Source organism: Chryseobacterium daecheongense (genome assembly GCA_027920525.1).
Lineage (GTDB): Bacteria > Bacteroidota > Bacteroidia > Flavobacteriales > Weeksellaceae > Chryseobacterium > Chryseobacterium proteolyticum.
On the sequence record CP115858.1, the window covers coordinates 2940600 to 2959658 of the forward strand.

18 protein-coding genes are annotated in these 19059 nt (G+C 36.8%); 8 read left to right on the top strand and 10 right to left on the bottom strand.

Annotated features, from left to right (window positions below; all coding sequences use genetic code 11):
• The 7 genes from murC to PFY10_12985 all read left to right on the top strand — a co-directional run bounded on the left by murC (window position 1) and on the right by PFY10_12985 (window position 8817).
• Window positions 1-1365 (top strand): UDP-N-acetylmuramate--L-alanine ligase, encoded by a 1365-nt coding sequence (gene murC / locus PFY10_12955; protein WBV55145.1) that lies wholly within the window; start codon window positions 1-3, stop codon window positions 1363-1365.
• A gap of 74 nt (window positions 1366-1439) precedes the next feature.
• Window positions 1440-2396 (top strand): cell division protein FtsQ, encoded by a 957-nt coding sequence (locus PFY10_12960; GenBank protein WBV55146.1) that lies wholly within the window; start codon window positions 1440-1442, stop codon window positions 2394-2396.
• Window positions 2397-2418: 22 nt separating this feature from the next.
• A complete protein-coding gene (gene ftsA / locus PFY10_12965; protein WBV55147.1) occupies window positions 2419-3801 on the top strand; it encodes a cell division protein FtsA in 1383 nt (460 codons plus the stop codon).
• A gap of 78 nt (window positions 3802-3879) precedes the next feature.
• On the top strand, window positions 3880-5796 hold the full coding sequence (ftsZ, locus tag PFY10_12970; protein WBV55148.1) for a cell division protein FtsZ: 1917 nt from the start codon (window positions 3880-3882) through the stop codon (window positions 5794-5796).
• Between the two features lie 118 nt (window positions 5797-5914).
• Complete coding sequence (locus PFY10_12975; protein ID WBV55149.1) at window positions 5915-6361, top strand: GatB/YqeY domain-containing protein; 447 nt, start codon at window positions 5915-5917, stop codon at window positions 6359-6361.
• A 423-nt stretch (window positions 6362-6784) separates the two neighbouring features.
• Window positions 6785-7195 (top strand): BrxA/BrxB family bacilliredoxin, encoded by a 411-nt coding sequence (locus tag PFY10_12980; GenBank protein ID WBV55150.1) that lies wholly within the window; start codon window positions 6785-6787, stop codon window positions 7193-7195.
• 104 nt (window positions 7196-7299) lie between these two features.
• Entirely contained in the window at window positions 7300-8817 is a 1518-nt protein-coding gene (locus PFY10_12985; protein WBV55151.1) for a GH3 auxin-responsive promoter family protein, read from the top strand.
• A gap of 33 nt (window positions 8818-8850) precedes the next feature.
• Here the strand turns inward: PFY10_12985 and PFY10_12990 are convergent, their stop codons facing one another.
• The 10 genes from PFY10_12990 to PFY10_13035 all read right to left on the bottom strand — a co-directional run bounded on the left by PFY10_12990 (window position 8851) and on the right by PFY10_13035 (window position 18199).
• The gene (locus tag PFY10_12990) at window positions 8851-9234 is read right to left on the bottom strand and encodes a hypothetical protein (protein WBV55152.1); all 384 of its coding nucleotides are present in this window, start codon (window positions 9232-9234) and stop codon (window positions 8851-8853) included.
• Window positions 9235-9293: 59 nt separating this feature from the next.
• Window positions 9294-9641 (bottom strand): hypothetical protein, encoded by a 348-nt coding sequence (locus tag PFY10_12995; GenBank protein WBV55153.1) that lies wholly within the window; start codon window positions 9639-9641, stop codon window positions 9294-9296.
• A 4-nt stretch (window positions 9642-9645) separates the two neighbouring features.
• Window positions 9646-10620 carry an endonuclease/exonuclease/phosphatase family protein gene (locus tag PFY10_13000; protein WBV55154.1) on the bottom strand — a complete coding sequence of 325 codons (975 nt, stop codon included), beginning with the start codon at window positions 10618-10620 and terminating at the stop codon, window positions 9646-9648.
• Between the two features lie 73 nt (window positions 10621-10693).
• Window positions 10694-11614 carry an endonuclease/exonuclease/phosphatase family protein gene (locus PFY10_13005; GenBank protein WBV55155.1) on the bottom strand — a complete coding sequence of 307 codons (921 nt, stop codon included), beginning with the start codon at window positions 11612-11614 and terminating at the stop codon, window positions 10694-10696.
• A 78-nt stretch (window positions 11615-11692) separates the two neighbouring features.
• Window positions 11693-12427, bottom strand: coding sequence for a rhomboid family intramembrane serine protease (locus PFY10_13010; protein ID WBV55156.1), 735 nt, complete (start codon window positions 12425-12427; stop codon window positions 11693-11695).
• Between the two features lie 2 nt (window positions 12428-12429).
• Window positions 12430-14211: a DNA mismatch repair endonuclease MutL gene (mutL, locus tag PFY10_13015; protein ID WBV55157.1), complete on the bottom strand. Its 1782-nt coding sequence runs from the start codon at window positions 14209-14211 to the stop codon at window positions 12430-12432.
• Between the two features lie 245 nt (window positions 14212-14456).
• Window positions 14457-15284 (bottom strand): YoaK family protein, encoded by an 828-nt coding sequence (locus PFY10_13020; protein WBV55158.1) that lies wholly within the window; start codon window positions 15282-15284, stop codon window positions 14457-14459.
• 36 nt (window positions 15285-15320) lie between these two features.
• Complete coding sequence (locus PFY10_13025) at window positions 15321-15815, bottom strand: hypothetical protein (protein WBV55159.1); 495 nt, start codon at window positions 15813-15815, stop codon at window positions 15321-15323.
• 250 nt (window positions 15816-16065) lie between these two features.
• Window positions 16066-17487 carry a HAMP domain-containing sensor histidine kinase gene (locus PFY10_13030; protein WBV55160.1) on the bottom strand — a complete coding sequence of 474 codons (1422 nt, stop codon included), beginning with the start codon at window positions 17485-17487 and terminating at the stop codon, window positions 16066-16068.
• Window position 17488: 1 nt separating this feature from the next.
• Window positions 17489-18199 carry a response regulator transcription factor gene (locus PFY10_13035; GenBank protein WBV55161.1) on the bottom strand — a complete coding sequence of 237 codons (711 nt, stop codon included), beginning with the start codon at window positions 18197-18199 and terminating at the stop codon, window positions 17489-17491.
• 168 nt (window positions 18200-18367) lie between these two features.
• Between PFY10_13035 and PFY10_13040 the strand changes: the two genes are divergently transcribed.
• Window positions 18368-18940 (top strand): helix-turn-helix domain-containing protein, encoded by a 573-nt coding sequence (locus PFY10_13040; protein WBV55162.1) that lies wholly within the window; start codon window positions 18368-18370, stop codon window positions 18938-18940.
• The last annotated feature ends 119 nt before the right edge of the window (window positions 18941-19059 follow it).

Sequence of the window (19059 nt, forward strand, 5' to 3'; positions counted from 1 at the left end):
ATGAAATTATTAGAAACATATCATACTTTTTACTTTGTGGGGATCGGCGGGATTGGCATGAGTGCTCTTGCCCGTTATTTTAAAGCTTCAGGTAAAAAAGTTTCAGGTTATGATAAAACCAACACCAAACTTACTCAACAATTGATGAGTGAAGGAATTGATATTGTTTTTGAAGATCTCATCGATGAACAAATAACCACGCTTCAAAAGGATAACACCTTAGTAATTTATACTCCGGCTATTAAGAAGCTTGGAATTCTTGATTACTTCAATGAACATGGTTTTGAGATTTTAAAGCGTGCAAAAGTGTTAGGATTAATTACGGAAAATACAGATTGTATTGCCGTAGCCGGAACACATGGTAAAACAACAACGTCTACCTTGGTTTCCCATTTATGTAAAGAAGCGGACCTGCCATTTTCATGCTTTTTAGGAGGTATTTCGGAAAATTTCAAATCCAATTTTTTATATAACGGTTCAGAATACTCAGTGGTAGAAGCTGATGAATACGACAGAAGCTTTCTCAATCTTTCTCCGGACTGGGCAGTGATTACCTCTACCGACGCAGATCACCTGGACATTTACGGAGACAAAAGTCATATTGAAGAAGGGTTCCGTCAATTTGCCGCTCTGGTTCCGGAAGATAAAAAACTTTTTGTAAGAAAAGGTATTGAGATAGGAAGAGACCATCAGACTTATGCTGTAAACGAAAAAGCGGATTATTACTCCGATAATCTGCGTATGGATCACGATAAGATCTATTTTGATTTTCATACTCCCGGTGAGTCTGTAAAAGATTTTGTCTGGGAAATTCCGGGGATCCATAATGTGGAAAACGCCACCGTTGCATTAGCCATCCTGCATAATTTAGGAGTGGATTTTGACATCCTGAAAAAGGCTATTGCAAGCTTTAAAGGAATTAAAAGAAGATATACAAAACATATTTATAAGAACGGTAAAATATACATTGATGATTATGCCCACCACCCGACAGAGATCAATGCTGTTGTAGGTTCCATCAAGACCTTTTACCCTGATAAAAAATTACTGGTTGCATTTCAGCCGCATTTATTCAGCAGAACAAGAGATTTCGCTGATGGCTTTGCAGAAAGTTTAAGCAATGCAGATGAACTCATTTTACTGGATATTTATCCGGCAAGAGAGCTTCAGGAAAACTTTGAGGGGATTACCTCAACATGGTTACTGGAAAAGGTAACCCTGGATAAAAAAGAAGGGTCCACTTTAACGGAAGCCTTTGAAAAGATAAAAGAAAAAGATTTTGACATTCTGCTCACCGTAGGTGCAGGAAATATAGACACCCTATATGACCCGATTTGTGAATGGTTAAGTTTAAAAGATAAATAGTAGTAGTGTATGTAAGTAATGTAATCACGATAATCATGAATACATTTTACTTTAATACATGAATACAATAGAATATGAAAAATAAATACAGAATATTAAAAATTGCTATCACAGTAATCCTGCTTGGTTTCCTGCTGAGTTTCTCTTTGAAGAAATTCAGTGGCCAGAAGATTACCGATAATAAGATTTCTGTAAAATTAAGCGAAAAGACTCCGGTATATTTCGTTGATGAAAAAGACATCAGGGATATTGTAAAAAAAGAAAACCCTTCAGGAAAAGTAGGTGATCTGAATATTCCATCCCTCGAAAAAAAGATCAATGCCCTTCCGGCTGTGGATAGTGCCAACGTTTATTTAAACCTAAACGGAAAGCTCAATCTGGATATTAAACAAAGGGTTCCGGTATTCAGGCTGAATAAAGACGGCAGGGATTTTTATGTAGACGAAAAAGGAGTTGAATTTCCCATCTCAAAAACCTATTCGCATCCTTGTATGCTGGTAACAGGAAATGTAAAACCTGACGAATATGAAAAGCTTGCTGAACTGGTTGAAAAGATTGATAAGGATGACTTCAGCAAAAGATACTTTATAGGAATCTCAAAAGTAAAGGATGATTATAATCTTCTGACAAGTGAAGGAAACTATAAAGTAGAAATCGGAGACCTGGATAATATTGAATTCAAAGTAAAAGGTTTTAAAGCGTTTGTTGAGAAATATCTTGTGTATCAGGATCCTCAGAAGTACAATATGATCTCTGTAAAATATCAGAACCAGATTGTAACCACTTTAAATCCTGCTTTTAAAGAAAATGACAGTATTTTAACTGCAGGACGTAAAGAACTGGCAAAAGCTCCTGTTCCGGCAACGATAAAGAAACCGGAAACTAAAAAACCAGCAGAGATAAAAAAGCAGAATTCTGTATCTCAGCCAAAGGAAAACAAAAAGCCAAAAACGACAACCAAACCAAAGGAGACAAAGAAAACAACTGAGAAAAAGGCTACAAAGCCAAAAGCAAAAGTTAAAATAGAATAAAAAATCAAATCGATATAAACAAATGGAAAATCAAGAGTATTCAGTAGGTCTGGACATCGGGACAACAAAGATAGTCGCGATTGTCGGAAGGAGGAATGCACACGGGAAAATAGAAGTTCTCGGTGTAGGAAAGGCCAAAAGTCTTGGGGTTCATAAAGGTATTGTGAATAACATCTCACAAACCATTAATTCAATCAAGGCGGCTGTGTCTGAAGCACAATCCAGTGCAGGAGTTCCTATCCGCAAAGTCACGGTTGGTATTGCAGGAAAACATATCCGTTCTCTGCAACATTCCGATTATATTATGCGAGAGCATCCAGACAAGTTTATTACAGACGACGACATCGAAGCATTGAAAGATCAGGTAAAAAAACTGGTCATGCTACCCGGTGAAGAAATTATTCATGTACTTCCTCAAGAATATAAAGTGGATTCTGAAGGTGAGATACAGGAACCTGTCGGTATGCACGGAAAACGTTTAGAGGCTAATTTCCATGTTGTCGTAGGACAAATGGGCAGTATCAGAAACATTGCAAGATGTGTAAGAGAAGCCGGACTGGAAATGGAAGCCCTTACTTTAGAACCACTGGCATCTTCTGAAGCTGTTCTTACAAAAGAAGAAAAAGAAGCAGGAGTTGCAATCGTAGATATAGGTGGTGGTACTACGGATATTGCTATTTTCAAAGACAATATCATTCGCCATACCTGTGTAATTCCTTACGGTGGCGGAATCATTACAGAAGATATTAAAGAAGGTTGCTCGATTATAGAAAAACATGCAGAACAACTGAAGGTAAAATTCGGATCTGCAGTTCCTGAGCTTGAAAAAGACAGCACTTTTGTAACCATTCCTGGCTTACATGGAAGACCGGACAAAGAAATTTCTCTTAAAACTCTGGCACAGATCATCAACGCGAGAGTTGAAGAAATCCTTGAAATGGTGAACACCGAGCTTAAAGCCTATGGAGCATTCGAACAGAAGAAAAAGCTGATTGCGGGAATCGTTCTTACAGGAGGTGGTTCCAATTTGAAGCACTTACGCCAGCTTGCTAATTATACTACAGGTTTCGACAGCAGAATTGGTTTTGCTAACGAATATATCGCCAATGACAAAAACCAATACCTGAAAGGTCCTGAATTTGCAACATCTATCGGGTTACTGATGGAAAGTTTGAAAATCCGCGACAAAAAGCAGACGATCGTAGAAGAAGAAACCGTTCAGGAGAAGCAACAACCGGAAGTAGTATCCAATACAGCTGAAACCCCAACTGCCACACAGCAGGCGACTCCTGTTCAGGAGCAGGAAGTGGTAAGAGAGCAACAGGAAAATAAAAAAGCGGCAAGGCTCACATTCGGACAGTCGCTAATGGAAAAAGTAAAAAAATTCTTTGAAGAAGTAGAATAATTATAAAATGATGAATGATAAGCGATACACGGCTATTCCTTATCACTTATCATGAGTCAATTTTAAAAAATATAAGTTATGGAAAATATAGGTACACAAGGGTTTTCATTTGATTTACCAAAAGGAAATTCATCAATCATCAAAGTAATTGGTGTTGGTGGCGGTGGAAACAACGCCCTTAAACACATGTACGAGAAAGGGATTCACGGTGTTGATTTCGTGATCTGTAATACGGATGCTCAGACTTTAGATAATAACCCCGTCTCCAATAAAGTTCAGTTGGGTACTTCCATCACCGAAGGACTTGGAGCAGGTGCTGATCCTGAGGTTGGAGAAAAGTCAGCTATTGAAAGTATTGAAGAGATCAAGGCTGCAATGGGACAAAATACCAAGATGGTATTCATTACTGCCGGGATGGGAGGTGGAACCGGAACGGGTGCCGCTCCTGTTATTGCCAAAGTAGCTAAAGATATGGGAATTTTAACGGTAGGTATCGTTACTGTTCCATTCAGCTTCGAGGGGAAGAGAAGGCTTGAGCAGGCAGAAAACGGACTTGATAAATTGAGAAATAATGTTGACTCACTGATTGTCATCAACAACGATAAATTAAGACAGCAATTTGGTAACCTTGGATTCAAGCAAGGATTCTCAAAGGCCGATGAAGTGTTAACCAATGCTGCAAAAGGTATGGCAGAGGTTATTACCGGTTACTTTGATGTAAACATTGACTTTAGAGATGCTAAATCTGTGCTTCAGAACTCGGGTACTGCATTGATGTCTACAGGTACTGCTTCCGGAGAAAATAAAGCAGAAGAGGCCGTAAGAAAGGCTCTGGATTCCCCATTATTGAATGACAATAAGATTACAGGTGCTAAAAATGTATTACTATTGATCAGAAGTGGTGTAGAAGAAGTTACCATGGATGAAATAGGTATCATCATGGATCACATTCAGAAAGAAGCAGGAAACACCGCGGATATTATTTTCGGGGTTGGAGCGGATGAAGAGCTGGGAGATGCAGTAAGCGTTCTTGTAATTGCTACAGGTTTCTCCAATGAGGATAAAAAATTTGCAGGGCCAACTGAAAAAATAAGAATCGGTTTAAATGACAAACTGGATTCTCACAAAACTTCTCCTTTTAAAACGAGAGAAGAAAGAGAAATGAGCCCTGAAGAAGGCTATACTTTCGGAGGAAAGAACCTTTTCAGACTTGATGATGAAGACCAGGATAATCCTCAGTTTAAGACATCTACTGAAAAAAAAATGATTATTGAGGATGAAGAGGTAAAAACAGAAATAAAGTTCTCTGATAGAGAGCAAGATACGGTAGACAGCCCAATTCAGGACTGGAGAAACGAAGAAGAGGATCAGGATGCTTATAACTTATTTTCTTTCGATGAAGATAACGACCCGAATGACCTGGAAATACAGTCTTTTTCTTTTGAAACAGAAGACAGGAAAGAAGAACCGACTAAAAACTCTTCTGTTCCTTCTTTTTCCGAAGAAAAACCGATTGAATTCAGCTTCTTTGTCAATGAGCCTGTTAATGAGCCAAAAACGGATTATGGACAGCCAAAAGCAGAGTTTACCACTTCAGCCAATACGGTAAGCCACATTACAGAAGAACCTCTTCAGAAAATGGAAAGTTTCTTCCAGCCGGTGAAAGAAGTTCCGGCCAATGAAAGCAAACCGGTTGTTGAAAATAAAACGGAAACCGAAGCTCCAAAGGCATCAGACAGTGAGTTCACTTTTGTGAACAAAACTATTGACCAGGAGAGAGTGGTTGAAAGAAGAAATAAATTAAAAGAATTCAATTCACGTTATCAGAGTTTTGATAATGTTAATGAGTTCGAATCTGTGCCTGCATTCAAAAGAAAGAATATTTCTATTGACGGGACCAACGCATCAGATCAGAATATAAATACATATTTATCTGATAATAATGGTTCTATGCAAATCAGAGAAAACAGATTTTTAAATAAAGACGTAGACTAAATTTAATTTGAAAATGAAATAATTTGTGAATTTGAAAATTGATCCACTGGAAATTATACATCCATTGCCTTTTACTATTTTCAAATTGTTTCATTCTCAAATTTTCAAATCATAATATATGAGTTTAGAAAATACAATCAGCGAAGCGATAAAAACCGCTATGAGGGAGAAAGACAAAGTGGCTCTGGACTCTCTCCGTGCAGTAAAGTCCCAGATCCTGCTTTTGAAAACAGAAGCCAGAGGAGCAGAAGTTTCAGCAGAACAGGAGATCGCTATTTTACAAAGAATGATCAAACAACGTAAGGATTCTTACGACCAGTTTGCTGCTCAGGGAAGAACGGATCTCGCAGACGTCGAAGAAGCCCAGATGAAGGTCATCGAAAAATTCTTACCTCAACAGCTTACTGCTGAGGAGCTGGAAACAGAAATTAAAAATATCATTTCACAGACCGGCGCTGAATCTATAAAGGATTTAGGAAAGGTAATGGGAATGGCATCAAAAGCGTTAGCCGGTAAATCTGACGGAAAAAGCATTTCCGAGATGGCTAAAAAGCTGCTTTCTTAAAGGGTATTTGGTCTTCAATCCGGACGCAGGTCCAGGTAAGATCATTGAACCCGTTTACTAAGGATATTCAACCTTTGCATATCGATTTGATTAATGAAGCCCGAAATTAATTTCGGGCTTCATTTTATGCATTAAGATGCTTGAGGTGTCTGTGAATTACAGACTTAACTAATTGCATCTTTTAAGTCGAGGGAATGACGTAAAAAATGCCTTTTCATGGTTGGTTGTTTTTAGAATCATTTCAAATTTAATAATTATTTTTCATTATTCATTGCTTTTATTTACATTTCTTCAAATATTGTTGAAATATTTACATATCACCATGTTACATATCATGCACTTTTCCTAATGCGTCAATAGTTTTTATAAGTTGATGAAACATAAATAATTTTTTACCTTTGTACAGATTTAAAAAAACAAAAAATGTATCCAACAGATTTAGTAATGCCTATGAAGGCTGAACTTACAGATAAAGGCTTTGAAGACTTGACAACAACTTCTCAGGTACAAGAAGCATTAAAGCAATCAGGAACTACCCTATTAGTGATCAATTCAGTATGTGGGTGTGCTGCAGGAGCTGCAAGACCGGGAGTTGTTTACTCTTTGACCGGAGATAAAAAACCCGATCACTTGACAACCGTATTTGCAGGATATGATACTGAAGCTGTTTCAGAAGCGAGAAAGCATTTAGCTCCGTTTCCTCCAAGCTCACCTTGCGTAGCTCTTTTCAAAGATGGAGAATTGGTTCACATGCTGGAAAGACACCACATTGAAGGAAATCCTGCAGGAGCAATTGCTGCAAACCTTCAGGCAGCTTACGACGAATATTGCTAAAAACAATATATCCAGATAATCAACCGTTACAATATTTGTAACGGTTTTTTATTTTAAGCCATAAAAAATTCTCTGAAAAATCAAATATCATTATATTTGTTGAAATGGCAACGAAAGCACTTTTCAATACTGTGGTGAATTGGTTTATCCGTCAAAGGATAGACCAGATCCAGAATTTCATGAATCATCCGATTGAAACACAGAAAGGGATACTATTTTCCCAGTTGTTTCATGCCGAGGATACAGAATATGGGAAGAAGTATGGTTTTAATTCTATTTCGAGTTATCAGGATTTTAAAAATAAAGTTCCCATTGTTACCTATGAAGATTTCGAACCTTATATCGAGAGAGCACGACAAGGTTATAAAGATGTAAGCTGGCCTGGCTATATCAAACATTTTGCAAAGTCTTCAGGAACCACGAACGCTAAAAGCAAATTCATTCCCATCTCTGCCGAGAGCCTGGAATATTGCCATATGAAAGCCGGAAAAGACATGGTATCTATTTATGCCAATAACCATCCGGAAAATCAGCTTTTTACGAATAAAAATTTACGTCTCGGAGGCAGCTCCGAACTCTATGCCGATTTTAACACAAAATTCGGGGACCTTTCTGCTATCCTTATTGATAATCTTCCTTTTTGGGTGGAGATTACAACAACACCGAGTAAAAAGGTATCACTCATGTCCGAATGGGAGAGTAAACTGAGAGCCATTATATCTGAGGTTAAAAATGAAGATGTCGGAAGTTTACTGGGGGTTCCAAGCTGGATGCTTGTTTTACTCCAGAGGGTTCTGAAAGAAACGGATGTTCAGAATATCTCTGAGCTCTGGCCTAATCTGGAAGTCTTTTTTCACGGCGGAATAAGTTTTAAGCCCTACAGGGAGCAATACAGCCAGATCATCGGAAAAAACATCAATTACTACGAAATTTACAATGCCTCAGAAGGCTTCTTTGGTATTCAGGACAGATCAAATAGTGACGAAATGCTTTTGATGCTGGATTATGGTATTTTCTACGAATTCATTCCTATGGATAAATTCCATTTCTCGAATCCACCGGTTGTAAGTCTTGAAGATGTTGAAGTCGGAAAAAATTACGCCATGGTCATTACCACCAATGGAGGATTATGGAGGTATCTCATCGGTGATACGGTTGTCTTTACATCCGTTAATCCGTTCAGGGTAAAAATTTCAGGAAGAACCAAACATTATATTAATGCTTTTGGAGAAGAATTAATGATCACCAATGTGGAGCTTGCACTTACAAAAGCCTGTGAACAGACAAATGCAGCCATTACAGATTTTACAGGAGCTCCTGTTTTCATGAAAGAAAATGAAAGCGGTGCTCATGAATGGATTTTTGAATTCAGTAAAAAGCCGGACGATCTCGACTGTTTTATCAATGCCTTCGATGAATGCCTGAAGGCAATTAATTCGGATTATGAAGCGAAGAGGTATAATAATATTACATTAAAAAAACCCATTGTTCATATAGCCAAACCCAATTTGTTCTATTCGTGGCTGGAGTCCAAAGGAAAGCTCGGGGGACAAAACAAGGTACCAAGACTCAGCAATGACCGGGAATATATAGACCCTTTATTAGAACTCAATAAGAATTAATAAAAAAACCGCAGTTTTTACTGCGGTTCTTTTTTATTTGCTTTTCAGATCTTCTTTTAATTTTTTAGCTCCCTCTTCTACTTTTCCGGCGCCTTTAGCTGCAGCATCCTTTACATCCTGTCCAAGCTCCTTCGCCCCTGCCTTAATATCTTTTCCAGCTTCATTAAGGTCTGCTTTTGCCTTATGCGCTGCATTATCTATTTTATCTCCGGTAGCATCCACTTTAGCTTTAACGTCTTCTTTTGCCTTGTTAATTTTAGTAGTATCTACAATATCTGCCGGGCTTTGCGTCACTGTAGTGCTGGTTGTTGTAATAGATCCGTCCGGATTTTCAACCTGCTCAGTTTTTGTTGTCGATTTGGTGCAGGACACGACCAATCCGGCTACCATAAGTGCTGTTACAATTTGTTTTTTCATATTGATATTTTTTAAGAATGTATTCAAATTTATGAAAACTTCCGTATAGTTTTCATTGTTCAGGGAGAAGTTTTTCCTGCTTCCTCTTTCGCCTTTCCTTCTTTTTCCTTACTCTTTTTCTCCTCTTCCTGTTTCTTTTTATTTTCTTTTTCCAGCTCCTGTTTAATACGTTCCTCTTCCTTTTGGATTCTCAGAGCCTCTTTTAAAGAATCCTGATATTTCTGGGAAGACATTCTGATCTTTCTTGCAATATCTACGGATATGGCACCATTAGAAAAGGAATCAATGGCAGTTGTATCATAATCCACTTTCGTCACCTGATCCGCCTCAACACGAACAGGTTCTCTTTTAGAACAGGAAGTAATCAGAATAGAAAAAACCGCTGCTAAAAAAAATACATTTTTCATGGAACTAATTTAACAGAAATTCCGCAATTACAGGATAGTGATCTGATAATTTTACGGACTGATCTATTTTATAGCTTATGGGTCTTATGTCTTTAGAGGTGAAAATATAATCGATTCTCAAAGGAACTTTATAATCATGAAAACTGGTAGAAATACCATTCCCGACTGTTAAAAAAGCATCATCCAGATTTTTCCCAAGATTATAATATTCATAAGAATTAGGCACAGAATTAAAGTCGCCCGCCAGTATAACCGGATAAGGAGAAAAGTCGATTGCTTTTCTGATCTTTTTTATCTGATCTTCATGAGCCCTGAATGTGGGTGTCATGTGAGAAAGAAGAAGATGGAGTTTATTAGATCCTTTTCCAAGACTATTAAAATCAAACATCGATTTGTTCAGACGGAATGGTTCAAGATATACATTTACTATTCGTATGATTTTTCCATTAATATCAATATCCGCATAAAAAGAATTTCCTCTTGATTTATCTTCAATTAACTCTTCCTGTCTTACAATTTTATGTTTTGTCTTCAGGCTCACTACCGGATACTTAATCATATCTTTTCGTATTGCCCGGTTTGTATCTTTTTCCTGAACAAGAATAATATCAGCATTCTGATCCTTGATATATTTTGATACTTTATCCCAGCCAAACTCACCATATTTCACATTGAATGTCAATATTTTAACATCCCGTATTGATTTATAGTTTTCAGTTTTAGGAGAAAAGTTCACCCATCGTCTTATGGGATTATAAAAAACAAGAGTGCTTAACAGAAAAACAATGGCGATTTTATTTCTTTTAACGATCCAGACCAGCGTTAATAAAATATGTAATAAAATTAAATAGGGAAACCCTAATGAAAGAAGATTCAAGCCCCCAATAATGTTGGGCGGTATCCATGCATTCCCTAAGGTGCACAGTAATAATACGATAATTGCAATATGCAAAAACAACAATATCTGGTTCGGCTTCATGAAAAAAACGGTCTAGTCTTTTTTTAATCAAAAATCCTACCAATATGAAAAGCTTTAACGTATTTTATGAATATTATTTTTTTAATTTGAAAGTTGCAACCACCGGATAATGATCTGAAATTCTGACAGAACGGTCAACTTTATAACTTAGAGGTTGTATGGATTCCGATGTAAAAACGTAGTCGATTCGTATCGGGAATTTGTAGTCATGAAAGCTGGTAGCACTTCCTCTACCTGCTTCTACAAAGGCATCTTTTAACCCTTTTCCAAGATGGTAATACTCGTAAGAGTTAGGCACAGAATTGAAGTCACCTACTAATATTACCGGATAAGGAGACTCGTCAATCCCTTTTCTTACCGCAGCAACCTGATCCTGGTGCATTTTGAAAGTCGGGATCAGCCTTTTAACGATATCTTTCAGCTTTTGTTCATCTTCATCACTATTTCCCTTAAGCTTTACCATGCTTTTTTCAAATTTAAAAGGCTGAAGGTAGACATTGATAAAACGATACGTATTTCCTTTGATTTCAATATCCGTCTGATTGGCGTAGGCATTATTGGTTTCTGAATTACTCTCAATAAGTTCTTTCTGATCAATGATCTTATATTTTGAAGAGATTGAGACAATAACATCTCCTCTTCCTTTTCCCATTCCTTTAAAATTGTAATCCCGAACATGTTCTTGTAACAGAACCACATCCGCATTTTGAGAATCTACATAATCTTCAATATTTTTAATCCCCATCGTTCCTCCTTTTGCATTTAATGAGATGATTTTCAGATCAGATGTCTCCTTTTTTTCAGCAGAATAGTTGACCCATCTCTTAACAGGGTTCAAAAAAAGCAGTCCGAATGCAGTAAATACTATAGCCCTTTTTTTCCAGGTGAAAACCCAGAAAACAGTTAGCAATACATAAGCAATGATTAAAACAGGAAAACCTAATGATAAAAGATTAAACCATGGATATATTCTAGGAGGTACATAAGCATTCATTAATGTTCCCAACAAAAGAAACAAGATTCCCAGATGTACAATTAAAAATATTAGGCGAACAACTTTCACAGGATAGTATTAACGGAATCTATACAAATGCTTTTTCCATAGTAAAGCCAGGAGAAAGCCTACAATAGCCCCTCCCACGTGCGCAAAATGGGCAATACCTCCTACATTTCCTGAAACCCCTAAGTAAATTGAAATAACAAGTAGTATGGGTAAAAGGTATTTAACTTTAACAGGAACCGGAATAAACATAATCCCGATCTTTGAATCCGGATAAAGGGTAGCAAAAGCAGCAATAACTCCAAATATGGCTCCCGAAGCACCGACCATAGGAGTCCTTAGTGCATTATAAAGACTTTGGGAAAGCTCCTTTCCTTCTTCTGTCGTAGCACTTATATTCATGTCTCCTGTATATCCTATTGCCGCTTTCTTATAAATTTCAGCCGCATTTAATCCTAAGCTTTCCAGGCTGGAGGTAATCTGCTGAATTTCTATAAAATTCCAAAGATTGAATAAGAAAAATGCACCCAAACCACTTACAAAATAGAGGATCAGATACTTTCTTTCACCTAAAGACTGTTCCAATATAGGCCCAAAACTCCACAAAGTCAGCATATTAAATAAAATATGCATCAATCCTCCGTGCATAAACATATGGGTGATGATCTGCCAGGACCTAAAGTTGGGAGAAAAAGGATAATACGCAGAAAGTGTATTATACAGTTGTGGAAAAATATAGGATATAATAAATACAACAATATTTATTATAATTATATTTCTTGTAATCGGTGGTATATTGTTAAACATTTTTAAAATTTGTTTTTAAAATCATTGAAAGGAACTTCATAAAAACATCGTTTCCCGTTAGGTAAAAACTCAGGAAAACCTAATGCCGTAAAGTTCTTGATCAATTGTTCAGCATCCTTTTTATAAATAAAGTCAAATCTGGATTTAGACTGCATCTTCGTCCATTGATTCTGATAATACTGGTTGAATTCCTCATCTGTTTTATAATCCAGGATCTCAAACAGGTCTTCAAGGAACTTCATAACCTGAGTCTCTTTTAACCCCTCAGGCACCGCATCTATCCTCAATACACTTTCGTGGGCCACTTTCATGTCGAATCCCAGCTCAGGAAGATATTTTTTGATTGATTTATATTTTGTTTTCTCAATCTCGTTCATATGATACTCTAAAGAGAAAAGAAGCGCGTGACTGTTTATGGTTCCTTTTTTTGTCGGCTTATTATTTTCTGAAACAAAAAGCCTGTGCATTCTTCCCAGATCAAGCATCAGGGTTCTGTCCCCTTTATTGAACAGCCAATACCCGTTGGGAAGCCTCATCAGATCTTCATCAAAATCTTCATCCTCAAAAAGGTTTATTTTGGAAGGTTCCGCAGATATATTCTGATGGTACATTTCTGCAAGATTCTGAATTTCAGCCTGTCTTACACCTCTTTCTTCCAAAAACGGATTATAATCCTTATCGACTACAATTTCCGGCATCTTTATAACCCCTCCGCTATTTGTCTTTCCAGGAAAAGTTTTTTGCATCAGCTCATCCAGCTGTGGGTCTTTCTCAAAATCAAGACTTGGAGCCACATTGTAAATTCCGAGAGATCTTTTTATTGTAGAACGGATAAGTGCAAAAATAAGATGCTCATCCTCAAATTTCACTTCTGTCTTTTGCGGATGAATATTAACGTCTATTTTTTCGGGATCCAACTCTAAAAAGAGAAAGAAGGTAGGAATATAGCCAGGCAAAAGCAGTCCTTCGAATGCTTCCTGAACCGCTTTATTAAAATAAGGACTCTTAAAGAATCTTCCGTTGACAAAAATAAATTGTTCCCCTCTTGTCTTTTTTGCCCCTTCAGGCTTGGCAACAAAACCGTGCAGTTTACACCATATAATATCTTCCTTGATCGGAATAAGCTGTGGTTGCAACTTTCGTCCGAAGATATCTACGATCCTCTGCATCTGGCTTCCTTTTCTTAAGCGGAAAACCGGTTCATCATCATGGAATAATGAAAATTCCAAATTTTCATGGGCCAAAGCAACTCTTTGGAATTCATCAATAACATGCCTGAATTCAATATTATTATTTTTAAGAAATTTTCTTCTTGCAGGAACATTAAAGAAAAGATTTTTCACCAAAAAATTAGAGCCTTCTGAAGTTTGCACAGGATCCTGAAACTGGAAAACTCCACCTTCAATGTAAATATTGGTTCCTATTTTGGCATCTTTTTGTTTGGTTCTGAGTTCTACCTGAGATACAGCTGCAATAGAAGCTAATGCTTCTCCACGAAATCCCTTTGTCGCAATTCTGAAAATATCTTCCGTCCCTCTGATTTTTGAAGTAGCATGTCTTTCAAACGCCATTCTGGCATCCGTTTCGGACATTCCTTTTCCATCATCAACAACTTGTATCAGATTTTTTCCGGCGTCCCTTACGATCAGTTCAATTTTAGAAGCCTCTGCATCGATAGCATTCTCCAATAATTCTTTCACAATGGACGCAGGTCTCTGCACCACTTCTCCCGCCGCAATTTGGTTGGCTACATGATCCGGTAAAAGCTGAATAATATCTGACATAAAAAACGTTAAATCAACTTACAAAAATAGTCAATGAAAATGGGAATAAAAACAATAAAAACGCGAATTAAAATTTTATTATCAATATGCAAAAATTCTGCCTTTTATGATTTATATAATAATCCCTTTATTTTTCATCCTTCTAAAAAATACAATCCCCTAAATGTACGACACAAATAGAGGATTGATTCACAGCTTGTTTACACAAAATTAATACTGATAGTTTCTTTATTTATTCTTGTATTTTAATCATCAAATACAAGTCTTCTTTTTTCTTTGGTTTTAGATTTTCCATGGATCTTATCATACAGGTTGGCCAGAAGGCTGGGCTTTTTATAGATCTTACTGTATCTGTACCGCGTGTTAAAGTGGCGGACATGGATCGTATAGAAATCATACCCAATAACTACTAATAAACATATACTGATTACATAAAACACTCTGAATTCCAGATAATAATAGGTTAATCCTGAGAACACAGCTCCTAAGACATAAGCCAGCATGATACTCGAAAGCAGTTTTGCCCTTGCAATCAGTTCCGGATTTCTCCTGTACTTTTTTTGGGTAAACATAGACGCCAGGATTCCAAGGTCGGTAGTGGTACCGGTAAGGTGTGTTGTCTTTACCGAGAAATTGGAAATACTTGCCGTTAACCCATTCTGTAAACCGGTTGCAAAAAGCATAAGGGCAACCAGATACTCTGTTTCTTCTACTGTTTTCCTGTAGAAAACCTGTCCGTAGATCCCTACAAAAAGCAAACACATAATTTCCAGCACAATAGGCATCGCATGGGCAAAGTATTTACTTTTTTTATTAAAATTAATAACGAAGAAGTTCGCTACAAAACTTCCGAAAAAGAAAAGGAATATCCATGCACCAACCACTGCCACCTGCGTCCAGTTTCCTTTACTGATCTCTGCAGCAAAAATGGCATAGTGTCCTGTTACGTTTGAGGTAAAAGAGAGAAAAATTAAGAGAGATGCTATATTTATAGTTCCCGCCGTAAAGGCCGTCAGCGTCCCCAACCTGATGTTGTCTCCCAATGTCCTGCTGTTACTATAATTTCTTAACATTTTTATTAATTTAAATAATTGAATTGTGTGTTTTTTTTAGACCTCGACAAAAATCTCAGCAAGTCTTCCTCTTTCCGGAAGGCTCTCAGAAATCTCAAGAGTAATCTCATGTGATTCAAGATCTTTGCATTTTTTGATGTACGGAATGATGTCGAACTTCCCCTTCCCTCTACTTTTAATCGATGGCGAATAATAAGCCTCGTCAATTTTTTCTGTTATTATATAATTATTAAATGTTCTTTGAAAACTTCCTGTGAAAATATCGCAGGTCATTTTATTAATCAGGTGAGGATATTTGTTTTTTATGATGCTGAATGCGTCACAAAATTCATGGGATCTTATTTTACCGAATATGGTACTCTTCGTCGTGAATAAAAGATCTCTGATAGAATCTCCCATGTCATATCCTGATACGAATATGATGTTATATTTTGTTTCGTCATGTTTCCCGTCTTTTTCCTTCAGTACTTTTTTTAATATATTTAATGACTCAAGGGAGTAATCGGTGGCAATTAAAATTGTTTTGGTCATATCTTCGATTTTAGTGTTATCTGATTTTGATAATACAAAACTATAGTGACCAAATTAGAGGATCTTTGGAATGGAATTAAAATGTCATTAAAGAGATTAAAATGAGATTAGAAAATTGTTAAGAGAATTTAATATAGAGAAATGAATGGGTAAAAAAGAGTGAATAGTAGAATTTCAATCTATTCATTTACAGAACAAAATACATTAAGCCATCCCCTCAACTCCAAAAGAATCTTGCGATCTTTCAAGTTTAAGATTTCGCCCCCAATCCCTGGTTTTCTGCCTGCATCACATAGAAATTAGGAAAACGAAGCTGGACGGTAGTCCCCTGATTTTCATGAGAGCTTACAATCAGTTCTCCGTGATGCATTCTTACAATATTTCTTGCCAGTGGTAAGCCGATTCCATAGCCCTCATAGTTTTTCGTGTTAGAGGCTCTGAAGAACGGGTCGTAGATTTTATTCATTTCTTCCTGAGGAATTCCGATACCATTATCCTTTATAATAATATAAACATCGGTATCCGTGGCGCCTAAAGAAACCTTTACCTGCTGGAAATTGGAATATTTACACCCGTTATTGATGATATTGGCTACAGCAAGATGCAACAATTGCTCATTACCCTGAACTTTCAGCTTCTTTGGATTTTCCGGCAACATACTGATATCCAAATAAATATTATTCCTCGTATCAATCCTTCTAAGGGTTTCAATAACATCCCAAAGGAGCTGATCGATCCTTACTTTATCTATCTTTTGGATCTTACCATCAAATCCGGTTTGAGCAATCATAAGCAAGGCTTTGATTTTCTTATCCAGTTTTTCGGCTTCATCGAGAATGATCTCCAGTGTTTCTTTATATTCTTCGGCGGTTCTGTTGATTGAGAGAGCAACATCTGCTTCTCCCATAATAGAAGTAAGCGGAGTTCTCAATTCATGTGAAACATTTCCGATCAGATGATTCTGGGTTTCAAATGAAGTTTCAATCCTGTTGAGCATATCATTGAAAGTATCTGCCAGTTCATTCAATTCTTTATTATCGGGATGGGACTCCAATCTTAAGTGAAGATTCTCCGAACTGATCTCTTTTACTTTCCCTGTAATTTTTAAAATAGGTTTGAATAAATTTTTAGATAAATAAAAAGAAAAGATCATGCTGAAGAACAAAGAAAGGATAATACAGGTAACCAATGTCCTCTTAAGGAATCCCAGATAATAAATCAGGTAATGGTTTTTCGCAGAAGCTATTGCTATATAATCTTTATCATGAAATCTGAATGACTGTCCTATATAATAAAACTCTTTATCATTATAATTATCCTCCCCTTTTTTCATGATGTTCTTGAAAAAGGTATCCGGAATATGAACTTCCTGGGATATCTTCCTGAAATTGGAATCTGCAGGAACCATAAATACATAGTCCTTTTCCATGGGAAGCTCTTCGTCATTCAGGCTGTTCAGGATGTAGTTTTCCGGAAGGTCCAGATGTTCTTTTCCTTTTTCGATTTGTACTATCGTTGTTGTCCGGATTTTAAGCAATTCATAAAACCTCTGATGTGAAAAATTGACAATAGAGAAGTACACCAGCCCTCCAAACAGTAATATAATGGTAGTAAAAACCACCATTAAAAGTATCATTGTTTTGGTTTGGGTAGTAACAACTTTATTAAACATCCTAAGGTTTTTTTAAAACATATCCCATCCCGATTACCGTGTGAATCAGCTTTTGATCATCCTGGTTGTCGAGCTTTTTCCTAAGATAATTAACGTATACATCTACCACATTGGTCCCCAGCTCATAGTTCACGCCCCACACGGCGTCCAGAATTTCTGCCCGGGAAATTACTTTTTCCGTATTATTCAGAAAATACATCAACAACTTATATTCTGTGGAAGTAAGGGAAACTTCTTCTCCTGCACGGGTTACCTTTTTAGTATAATCATTCACGATCAGATCGGAAACCTGATAAATATATTCACTATCCGCATCCGGTTCTACCGCTTCTTGGGTCGCGGTATTATTAACGCTTCTTCTCAGCAGGGATTTTACCCGGGCAACCAGTTCTATAAATTTAAAAGGTTTTACCAGATAATCATCTCCGCCACTCTCCAGGCCAAGGACAATATTCTCGGAGGTTCCCAATGCAGTCAGAAAAAGAATAGGAACATGCTGATTGGTCTTTCTTATTTCCTTACAGACATCAAGCCCATTCATTTCGGGCAGCATAATATCCAAAATTACCAGATCAAAATCATTGGCTTCTACCAGCTGTACTCCTGTACGTCCGTCAAAAGCTACAGAAATCTCATAGCCTTTTTCCTGAAGTCCCTTTTTTATAAAAGATACTACACTGGTTTCGTCTTCGATCAGAATAATTTTTTTCATAAGTAACGAATTTCACAAAAATAGCAAAAAGATAGGAAACGGAAGGAATGCATGAATCATGAGTTTTTCAATGAAATGATGGTAAAGTTGGTGAAAACTATAGAGAATAATATTACATTTGCTGTGATAAGCAACTAATGAAAAAAGTTTAGGTTAAATTTTTAAAGTATGAATGATTTTTTAATAGGAATAGGCAAAAGATTAAAAGATATTAGAAAGAAAAATAATTTAACCATCAACGAGCTGGCCTTTAAAGCCAATGTAAGCAATGGACTTGTGTCCAGGATTGAAAATGGGAGAACAATTCCTTCTCTTCCGGTTTTGTTGGACCTCATCCAGTCTTTGGAAATCGATGCCAGTTTTTTCTTCGAAGGCGTTGAAAAAAAATCAAATGCCAAATTCATCTATCTTCCTAAAGACAGTCAGCAACTTATAGAAAAGGAAGTAGAAGCGGAAGGCTTTAAATATGTTCATATTTTCAGTAAAAGTCTTCATTCTCTGGGCTTTGAAGCGGTTTTATTAACCCTTGAACCTAATTCCAAAAGAGAAAAAGTAATTACGGATGCCTGGGAATTCAAGTATATCCTGAAAGGAGAAGTAAAATACCTCATAGATAATGAAGAAGTCATTCTACATGAAGGCGATTCTCTATATTTTAACGGGAAGTTACCTCACGTTCCTGTAAGTATCAGCAATGAAAGCTGTATTATGCTGGTCCTTTATTTTTACTCAGATAAGTAAACCACTTATTTTTCCTGCCCATATCCGGAGTTAATTATAATCTGTTTTTTTATTAAAAAGTTTACAAATATTCAACTTTTACTTTTTACGGCTCTAATAAAATGAATGCAAAATGAACT

Bases quoted from the DNA above. Each gene is read 5' to 3' on its own strand.
- ftsA (WBV55147.1), top strand. From the start codon at position 2,419: ATGGAAAATCAAGAGTATTCAGTAGGTCTGGACATCGGGACAACAAAG.
- PFY10_13010 (WBV55156.1), bottom strand. From the start codon at position 12,427: ATGTTTAACAATATACCACCGATTACAAGAAATATAATTATAATAAAT.
- PFY10_13005 (WBV55155.1), bottom strand. From the start codon at position 11,614: ATGAATGCTTATGTACCTCCTAGAATATATCCATGGTTTAATCTTTTA.
- PFY10_12975 (WBV55149.1), top strand. From the start codon at position 5,915: ATGAGTTTAGAAAATACAATCAGCGAAGCGATAAAAACCGCTATGAGG.
- PFY10_13035 (WBV55161.1), bottom strand. From the start codon at position 18,199: ATGAAAAAAATTATTCTGATCGAAGACGAAACCAGTGTAGTATCTTTT.
- PFY10_12985 (WBV55151.1), top strand. From the start codon at position 7,300: ATGGCAACGAAAGCACTTTTCAATACTGTGGTGAATTGGTTTATCCGT.
- PFY10_12995 (WBV55153.1), bottom strand. From the start codon at position 9,641: ATGAAAAATGTATTTTTTTTAGCAGCGGTTTTTTCTATTCTGATTACT.
- PFY10_13020 (WBV55158.1), bottom strand. From the start codon at position 15,284: ATGTTAAGAAATTATAGTAACAGCAGGACATTGGGAGACAACATCAGG.
- PFY10_13030 (WBV55160.1), bottom strand. From the start codon at position 17,487: ATGTTTAATAAAGTTGTTACTACCCAAACCAAAACAATGATACTTTTA.
- murC (WBV55145.1), top strand. From the start codon at position 1: ATGAAATTATTAGAAACATATCATACTTTTTACTTTGTGGGGATCGGC.
- PFY10_12960 (WBV55146.1), top strand. From the start codon at position 1,440: ATGAAAAATAAATACAGAATATTAAAAATTGCTATCACAGTAATCCTG.
- PFY10_13025 (WBV55159.1), bottom strand. From the start codon at position 15,815: ATGACCAAAACAATTTTAATTGCCACCGATTACTCCCTTGAGTCATTA.
- ftsZ (WBV55148.1), top strand. From the start codon at position 3,880: ATGGAAAATATAGGTACACAAGGGTTTTCATTTGATTTACCAAAAGGA.
- PFY10_13000 (WBV55154.1), bottom strand. From the start codon at position 10,620: ATGAAGCCGAACCAGATATTGTTGTTTTTGCATATTGCAATTATCGTA.
- PFY10_12990 (WBV55152.1), bottom strand. From the start codon at position 9,234: ATGAAAAAACAAATTGTAACAGCACTTATGGTAGCCGGATTGGTCGTG.
- PFY10_13040 (WBV55162.1), top strand. From the start codon at position 18,368: ATGAATGATTTTTTAATAGGAATAGGCAAAAGATTAAAAGATATTAGA.
- PFY10_12980 (WBV55150.1), top strand. From the start codon at position 6,785: ATGTATCCAACAGATTTAGTAATGCCTATGAAGGCTGAACTTACAGAT.
- mutL (WBV55157.1), bottom strand. From the start codon at position 14,211: ATGTCAGATATTATTCAGCTTTTACCGGATCATGTAGCCAACCAAATT.